The 8,112-nt window shown below is 73.4% G+C and carries 7 protein-coding genes; 3 read left to right on the top strand and 4 right to left on the bottom strand.

What is annotated here, in order from left to right; all coding sequences use genetic code 11:
* Window positions 1-16: 16 nt before the first annotated feature.
* From ACFRQN_RS38540 to ACFRQN_RS38550, 3 genes are read right to left on the bottom strand one after another with little or no spacing between them, the layout of a single operon-like run.
* Window positions 17-547, bottom strand: coding sequence for a MaoC family dehydratase (locus ACFRQN_RS38540; RefSeq protein WP_049655810.1), 531 nt, complete (start codon window positions 545-547; stop codon window positions 17-19).
* An 18-nt stretch (window positions 548-565) separates the two neighbouring features.
* On the bottom strand, window positions 566-1,801 hold the full coding sequence (locus tag ACFRQN_RS38545; protein ID WP_198959360.1) for an aminotransferase class I/II-fold pyridoxal phosphate-dependent enzyme: 1,236 nt from the start codon (window positions 1,799-1,801) through the stop codon (window positions 566-568).
* A 2-nt stretch (window positions 1,802-1,803) separates the two neighbouring features.
* Window positions 1,804-2,715, bottom strand: a complete 912-nt coding sequence (locus ACFRQN_RS38550; protein ID WP_063780272.1) for a CoA ester lyase — start codon at window positions 2,713-2,715, stop codon at window positions 1,804-1,806.
* 244 nt (window positions 2,716-2,959) lie between these two features.
* Here ACFRQN_RS38550 and ACFRQN_RS38555 point away from each other — a divergent pair, with 244 nt between their 5' ends.
* Entirely contained in the window at window positions 2,960-4,813 is a 1,854-nt protein-coding gene (locus ACFRQN_RS38555) for an ATP-binding protein (protein ID WP_375873052.1), read from the top strand.
* A gap of 308 nt (window positions 4,814-5,121) precedes the next feature.
* The gene (locus ACFRQN_RS38560) at window positions 5,122-6,201 is read left to right on the top strand and encodes a scyllo-inosamine-4-phosphate amidinotransferase (protein WP_049656002.1); all 1,080 of its coding nucleotides are present in this window, start codon (window positions 5,122-5,124) and stop codon (window positions 6,199-6,201) included.
* 11 nt (window positions 6,202-6,212) lie between these two features.
* On the opposite strand, the gene ACFRQN_RS38565 is transcribed toward ACFRQN_RS38560, so the two are convergent.
* Window positions 6,213-7,055: an SAM-dependent methyltransferase gene (locus tag ACFRQN_RS38565; protein ID WP_380745261.1), complete on the bottom strand. Its 843-nt coding sequence runs from the start codon at window positions 7,053-7,055 to the stop codon at window positions 6,213-6,215.
* 175 nt (window positions 7,056-7,230) lie between these two features.
* On the opposite strand from ACFRQN_RS38565, the gene ACFRQN_RS38570 reads away from it, so the two are divergent.
* Window positions 7,231-8,073, top strand: a complete 843-nt coding sequence (locus ACFRQN_RS38570; protein ID WP_380745263.1) for a PIG-L family deacetylase — start codon at window positions 7,231-7,233, stop codon at window positions 8,071-8,073.
* Window positions 8,074-8,112: the final 39 nt, after the last annotated feature.

Consider the following 8,112-nt stretch of genomic DNA (forward strand, 5'->3'; position numbering starts at 1 on the left):
ACGACGGGGCACGGCGTCAGTACCCGGCGACCTCGTCCAGGCCGTGGCCGCGCAGCGGGACGAGGAAGCTGCGGTCGAACACCACGACGGGCTCGCCGGTGGACTTCGTCCCGGTGGTGCGGCAGCTCACGATGCCCTGCCCGTCGCGGCTCTTGGAGAGCCGCTTGGCGAGGGTCTCGGTCTCCGCGTAGAGGGTGTCGCCGGTGAACACCGGGTGGGTCATCCGGATGTTCTCCCAGCCCAGGTTGGCGATGGTGCGCCCGCTCGTCGAGCGGGCGGTCATCCCGCCGACGATGCTGAGCGTCACCAGGCTGGAGACGATCGGCTTCCCCCAGGGGGTGTGGGCGCTGTAGGCGGCGTCGATGTGCAGCGGGGCGTCGTTCATGCTCAGCATGCTCATCAGTACGTTGTCGAGCTCGGTGACGGTCCGCCCGGGGCGGTGCTCGACCACCTCGCCGACCTCGAACTCCTCGTAGTAGCGCCCGACCACCTCGCGGTAGCGGCGCTCGCCGATCCGCCGGTAGCCGGCGGGTTCGGTTCCTTCCATGGCGGTTGCTCCCGGGTCCTAGAGGTCGGCGGTGAGTTCCTTGACGTGGCCGGCGAACTCGCGGATCAGCCGCTCGTCCATGTCGGCGCGCAGCATCAGCCGCAGTCCGGCCTCGCCCTTGGGCACGATCGGGAAGAACACCGCGGAGCTGTAGAAGCCGCGCTCGAAGAGCTGGGCGGACAGTTTGACCGCCCGCTCGGCCTCCCCGACGTCGACCCGGCGCACCGGCAGGCCGTTGCCCGCGAAGGTGGTCGGCAGCAGCTCGTCGAAGAGCTCGATGTTGCGGGCCAGCGCGCCCTGGAGCTCGGCCAGTTCGGGGGAGCGGTGGATGGCGGCGCTGGCCAGCGAGGCGCCGACCATCGGCAGCGGGATGTTCTGCGACCAGCCGATCGGGCCGGCGTGCCGGTGCAGGAACTCGAACTGCTCCCGATTGCCGAGCATCGCGACGCCGCCGCTGGTGCCGAAGGCCTTGCCGAGGCTGGCGGTGATCACCGTCAGCGGGTTCATCTCCAGCCGGGAGCGGACGTAGCCCTCGCCGCGCTCGCCCGCGATGGACAGCGAGTGGGAGTCGTCGATGTAGAGGAACAGCCCGTAGCGGTCCTGGAGTTCGAGCAGCCCGTCGAGGGCCGCGGTGCCGCCCATCGAGTAGGCGCCGTCGGCGACGTAGGCGACCCGCGGGTACTTGCGGCAGATGTCCTCCAGGTAGTTCAGGTCGTTGTGCGGGCAGGTCAGCACCAGCGACTCGTCCGCGCAGATCGGCTTCATGTACGCCATGCAGAAGTGGCAGAAGCGGTCGAAGACCATCACCCGGGGGCCGCCGCCGCCCTGGCAGGTGCCGTCCAGGTGGCCGGAGGCGATCAGCGGCAGGATGCCGGCGGTGAGCGTGGTACAGGACGCCCCCGGCAGGATGTTCGCGCCGAACAGCTCGCCGAGCTCCTCCTCCATCCGCACCAGCAGGTTGTGCCGGATTCTGGTGGTGGAGAGGACCAGTGAGGTGCCGCGGGCCTCGGTCAGCGCGTCCACCGCGCCGGCCAGGACCGCGGGGTGGTTGTTCAGGCCGAGGTACGAGCAGGAGACCATGTTGGCGAACTCGTGGCCGGTCTCGCGGACCGTCAGCCGGTTGTTGGACTCCGAGTCCACCGTGACGCCGATCAGGCCGTTGGCGGCGGCCGCCTGCCAGACCGGGTCGGCGCTCGCCAGCATGGCCTCGGCGTTGCGGTACCGGCGCGGGCCGAGGATGGATTCTTCGGTCATCGTCACTTCTCCGTCGTGTGGTTCGGGGTGTCGGTGGGCGCGTGGTGCTGCGGGTCGTGCGGCCCGCCGGGCCGGGGCGGGTCGAACTGCTCGATCAGGCGCTGCGAGGCCTCGAAGAACGGCATGCCGACCATCACGCCGTCCACCACGGTGACCGAGCGGCCGTTCTCCAGGCCCGCCGCGACCACCCGGCGGGCGCGTTCCAGCAGCTCCTCGTCGGGGCTGAACGTCGCGTTGATCAGCTCGAGTTGGCGCGGATGGACGGCGATCTTGCCGCTGAACCCGAAGTCCCGGGCGAGCCCGGCCTCCCGGCGCAGCCCGTCGAGGTCGGTGACCTCGAAGAACGGCGCGTCCATCGCCTCCACCCCCGCGGCGCGGGCGCTGTTGACCACCCGGGCGCGGGCGTGGGCCAGGGCCTCCCAGGAGAGCCGGGCGCCGACCGCGAAGGCGTAGTCGGCCGAGCCGAAGACCAGCCCGCGCAGCCGGTGCCCGGCGGCCGCGACGGCGGGCGCGTTCTCGATGCCCAGCGGGGTCTCCACGACGGCCAGGAACTCCGTCTCCGGGCAGTCCGCGCCGAGCGCGCCGGCGGCGATCTCGATGTCCCGGGGGGACTCCGTCATCGGGATCAGGACCAGGTCCGGTTTGACCCGGTACCGGGCGATGGCGATCAGGTCGCGCAGACCGTCGGGCCCGGACAGGGTGTTGATGCGCACCGCGCTGCGCGCGAGCTTGGTGGACGGGAGGGCGAAGAACTCCTCGGCGAGCCGGCGGGCCTCCTCCTTCCGGGTGGGTGGGACCGAATCCTCCAGATCGACCATGGCGATGTCGGCCCCGGACTGGTGGCTCTTGGTGTACCGCTCCACCGCCATCGCGGGTGTGGACAGGAGGGAACGGCAGTACCGCGTGAACCTCATGGATGTCTCCGAAGTCAGCGAGGGCTGCGGGTTCCGGTTCTATCCCACCGGCTTTGTTCGGCGCCGTACGGCTGGACATTGAACATCAACTCGGAACAACCGACCCGTACGCACCATTGTTTGACGCCAACGGTCCTGTGCATGATGAATCAACGGGGGGATGGACACGAGGCGCACGCGGCGCGTGTGGCGCGTGGGCACTCAAGGTTTCAGGACACCGCTTCAACGGAGAAGGGGGGCCGTCGTGCCGCGTCGGGAAAGTCCACTGGACCCCGGGGACGGGCCGCTGCTGCGCTTCGCGGGCGATCTGCGGGCCCTGCGGGAGCGCGCCGGACGTCCGCCGTACCGTCAACTCGCCCTGCGGGCGCACTGCTCGGCGGCCAGCCTGTCGGTGGCCGCGGGAGGGCGGCGGCTGCCCAGCCTCGCCGTCACCCTCGCCTACGTGCAGGCCTGCGGCGGGGACGTGCGGGAGTGGCGGCACCGCTGGCAACTGCTCGCCGCCGAACTGGCCGCCGAACAGTGCGCCCGGCGGCGCGCCCAGGACGTCGGACGGGCCCCCTACCCGGGCGCGGCCGCGTTCGAGGCGGCCGACGCCGAGCGGTTCTTCGGCCGCGAGGCGCTGCTGGACCGGCTGGTCGCCCTGCTGGCCGAACGGCGACTGGTGATCGTCTCCGGGCCGTCCGGGGCGGGCAAGTCCTCGCTGGTCAGAGCCGGTCTGCTGGCCCGGCTCGGCGCGCCCGCCGCCACCGGTGCCGTCACCGGCGCCACCACCGGGAGACCCGGGGCCGGGGGCGGAGCGGGCCGGCCCCCGGCCGACGGCGGTGTCCCGGTGGCGCTGCTGACCCCCGGTGAACGACCCATGGAGGCGTACGCGCTCGCGCTCGCCCGGCTCGGGCAGCGGGCCGGGGAGACGAGGCGCGGCGGGTCCGGACCGACGGCCGGGGACCCGGTCCTGGTGGTCGACCAGGCCGAGCAGCTGCGCACCCGCTGCCGGGACGCCGCTGAGCGGGCGCGCTTCCTGGACGCGCTGGTGGCGACCGCCGCGGGCGATCCGGACGGGGCGTCGGACGGGCTGCCGGTGGCGGCGCCGGCCCGGTGCCGGGTGGTGCTGGTGGTCCGCTCCGACCAGTGCGGCCCGCTGCTCGCCGAGCACCCGGGGCTGGCCGAGGCCGGCCGCCACGGGGTGCTGCCGGTGGGGCGTCCGGCGCCGGACGAGCTGCGCCGGGCGATCACCGAACCGGCGTTACGGTCCGGCTGCACCGTCGAGGGCGCCCTGCTGGCCGTCCTCATCTCGACCGCCGCGCAGCAGCCGGGCGCGCTCCCGCTGCTGTCCGCGGCCCTGCTGGAGACCTGGCGGCGGCGCAGCGGCAACGCGCTCACCCTGGCCGGGTTCCAGGCCACCGGAGGGTTCGAGGGCGCGCTGGCCCGGACGGCGGAGGCCCTCTACAACGGGCTGGACGCGCCCGACCAGGCGCGGGCGCGGGCGGTGTTCCTGCGGCTCGGCGGGGAGCTGCTCGGGGCCGGCGAGGACGCCGCCGGCGGTCCGGCGGCCCTGGGCGACGGGCTGGCGCCGGGCGGCGGGCCGCTGCCCGGCGGTGAACTGGTGCCGGGCGGCGACGAGGGCACCCGCAAGCCGGCCCGGCGGGCCGAGTTCGACGATCCCGGCGTGCCCGAGGTGATGGAACGGCTGGTCCGGGCCCGGCTCGTGGTGGTCGACCGGGACACCGTCGAACTGTCCCACCAGGCGCTGCCGCAGGCCTGGCCCCGGCTGCGGGACTGGCTGGCGGAGGGCCGGGAGGCGCTGGGGGAGCAGTGCCGGCTCACCGCGGCCGCGCGGGGCTGGGCCGCCGCCGACCAGGACCCGGAACTGCTCTACCGGGGCGTCCGGCTGGAGGAGCTGGTGCGGCGGGTGGCGGCCGGCGAGCTGGCCGCGGCCGGGGTCGAGCGGGCGTTCCTGGCGGCCTCGTCCCGGGCGGCCGTCGCCGACCGGCGCCGGGCGCAGCGCCAGAACCTGGCGGTGGCCGGGGTCGCCGCGGCGGGCGGGGCGCTGCTGGCCCTGGCGGGCGGGAGCCGGATCCGCCGGGCCTGGCGGTGGTGAGCGCCGGTCCGGGGCGCGGGGCCTCCCACCGGTGTTGATCAGCGTCGGAGGGAGCGGGTCGAACAACGGGCGGCCGATCGGCGGGGTGTTCCCGGTGCCGATCACGGTCCTTGCGTCGCCGTCGGTCGTCCGGGTAGCTTGACGATCGATCCCGGCCCTTCGTAGCGGCGAACTCGGTTGCCCCGCCGGTGATTTCCCGTACGTCGTGGCCGGCCGGAGCCGGTCCGGCGCATCCGTCCGCACGGTTCCAGGCCGTCGCCTCCGCCGTCGTGTCCGTGTTTCCCCCAAACCCGTGTCAAGGGAGAGTCATGTCCGATTCGGCCCGTCCGGTCCAGAGCTGGGACGAGTTCACCACACTGCGGGAGATCGTGGTCGGGACCGCCGTCGGCGCCCGGCTGCCCGAGCAGACCGAGCCGTCCTCCTGGCTGTCCTGCTTCCCGAAGACCAACGCCGCCGACCTCGCCTCGATCGAGGCCGGCCCCTACTCGCGGCAGGTCGTGGAGGAGACCGAGGAGGACCTGGACGACCTGGTGGCCACCCTGCGCGGCCTCGGCGTCACCGTCCACCGGCCCGATCCGGTCGACCACGCGGCCGAGTTCGCCTCCCCGCTCTGGAACGCCGACGGCGGCTTCCACTCCTACTGTCCGCGGGACCTGACCCTGGTCGTCGGCGAGACGCTGATCGAGGTGGCGAGCCCGATGCGGCAGCGCTACTTCGAGGCCTTCGGCCTGCGCGGACTCTTCCAGGACTACCTGCGCCGCGGCGCGCGCTGGCTGGCCGCCCCCCGGCCGCAACTGGGCGACGAACTCTTCGAGTTCGACGAGGCCGGCCTCCCGCTGCTGGGCGAGGCCGAGCCGGTCTTCGACGCCGCGAACGTGCTGCGGCTCGGCCGGGACGTGTTCTACCAGGTCTCCCGCAGCGGCAACGAACTCGGCCTGCGGTGGCTGGAGTCCACCCTCGGCCTGCTCGGCGACGGCGGCCTGCGGCTGCACCCGCTGCGCGACATCTACGGCTACACCCACATCGACAGCACCATCGCGCTGCTGCGCCCGGGCCTGGTGCTGCTCAACCCCGAGCGGATCAGCCCGGAGACCGTCCCGGAGCCGCTGAAGGGCTGGGACGTCCTGTGGTGCCCGCCGGCCGAGCCCACCGGCGACGCGCCCGAGCACGCGCTCAGCGAGAGCTGGATCAGCATGAACCTGCTGATGGTCTCCCCGGACACGGCGATCGTCGAGTCCGAGCAGGAGGGCCTGATCAAGCTGCTGGAGCACGCCGGGATCACCGTCCTGCCGCACCGGCTGCGGCACTCCCGGGTGCTCGGCGGCGGCTTCCACTGCGTCACCCTGGACACCCGGCGCGACGGCGGACTGGAGGACTACCTGTCCTGACCCGCCGCCGCTCAGGGCTTGCGGGCCAGCGCGCAGGAGATCAGCCGCTCCCACACCGACAGATCGCCCTCGTCCGCCGGCACCCCGCCGGTGCCGGCGGGCTCCGGCCGCCACAGCGGGCAGGGCACCAGCCCCGGTTCGAGCAGGTCGAGGCCGTCGAGCAGGCCGAGGATCTCCTCGTCGGTGCGCCAGCGGCCGCGACCGAAGCTCTCCCGCAGCTTCCGTTCGGCGCGGCGGCCCTCCTCGGTCCCGCCGGAGGTCCTGCCGGAGTTCCCGACGGAGCGGAAGTGGGAGACGTAGACCAGGCTGCCCGAGGGCACCCGGTCCACCCACCAGCGCACCAGGTCGGCGGGCCGCTCGGCGTCGTCGAGGTGGTGCAGGACGGCGCTGAAGACGACCCCCACCGGCTCGTCGAAGTCGATCAGCCGCCGCACCTCGGGGTGGCGCCGGATCTCCTCCGGCTCGCGCAGGTCCGCCCGGACCAGCGTGGTGCGGGGGTCGGCGGCCAGCAGGGCACGGCCGTGGGCGAGCACGGTCGGATCGTTGTCGACGTAGACGACGCGGGCGCCGGCGTCGTGCCGCCGGGCGGCCTGGTGCACGTTGTCGGCGGTGGGCAGGCCGCTGCCCAGGTCGACGAACTGGCGGACGCCGTCGCCGGCCATCGCGCCCACGGCGCGGATCAGCGCCTGCCGGTTGGCGAACGGCAAGGCCACCGAGCCGGGCAGCTCCCGGAGGAAGAAGTCGCCGACCTCGCGGTCGACGGCGAAGTTGTCCGTGCCGCCGAGCAGGTAGTCGTAGACCCGGGCGATGCTCGGCTTCGACCGGTCGATCCCGCTGGTGCTGTCGTCGGTCATGGGAACCTGCCCGTCCCTGGGGTCCGTTGTCGCCTCGATCGTAGGAGAACCGTCGCGCCCCGGCCCGTCACCCCGGCCGCCGGGCGGCCGCCGCCGCACCGGATATTGGCAGCGGTCACCCGTCCGTGTGACGCAGACTGGGGCGAGAACTGTTCGGATCTGAGGATGGATTTCCATGGCTGACCGGCCTTTGACGCTGATGGCAGTGCACGCCCACCCCGACGACGAGGCGAGCGGGACCGGGGGTGTGCTGGCCCGGTACGCGGCGGAGGGCATCCGTACGGTGCTCGTGACGTGTACGGACGGCAGGTGCGGCGACGGCCCGGGAGGGGTCAAGCCCGGCGAGGACGGGCACGACCCGGCGGCCGTCGCCGCGATGCGCAGGAAGGAACTGGAGGCCAGCTGCGAGGTGTTGGAGGTCGGGCACCTGGAGCTGCTGGAGTACGCCGACTCCGGGATGATGGGCTGGGAGAGCAACGACGCGCCCGGCTCGTTCTGGAGCACGCCGGTGGCGGACGGCGCCGCCCGGCTCGCCGAACTGATGCGGCACTACCAGCCCGACGTGGTCGTCACCTACGACGAGAACGGGTTCTACGGCCACCCCGACCACATCCAGGCCCACCGCATCACGGTGGCGGCGCTGGAACTGGTCGACCTGTCGCCGAAGGTCTACTGGACGACGGTGCCGCACTCGGCGGTGCGGCGGTTCGGGGAGGTCATGCGGGAGTCCGGCCCCGACGGGGAGCGGTCGGAGCCGGTGGAGCCGGTGGAGGCGCCTGAGCTGCCCGAGATCGGCCTGCCGGACGAGGAGATCAGCACCTGGGTGGACACCACCGCCTTCGGCGGCCGGAAGTTCGACGCCCTGGCCGCGCACGCCAGCCAGGGGGACAACATCTTCTTCCTGCGGATGGGCAAGGAGCGGTTCACCGAGCTGATGGGCGTGGAGACCTTCGTCCGGGTCAGGGACACCACCGGCGCGGCCCTCCCGGAGAACGACCTCTTCGCCGGCCTGCGCTGAGCCCGGGGCAGTAGTGTGCCGGCGGCGGGGCGGATCGGC

Source organism: Kitasatospora sp. NPDC056800 (genome assembly GCF_042789775.1).
Classification (GTDB): Bacteria; Actinomycetota; Actinomycetes; order Streptomycetales; family Streptomycetaceae; genus Kitasatospora.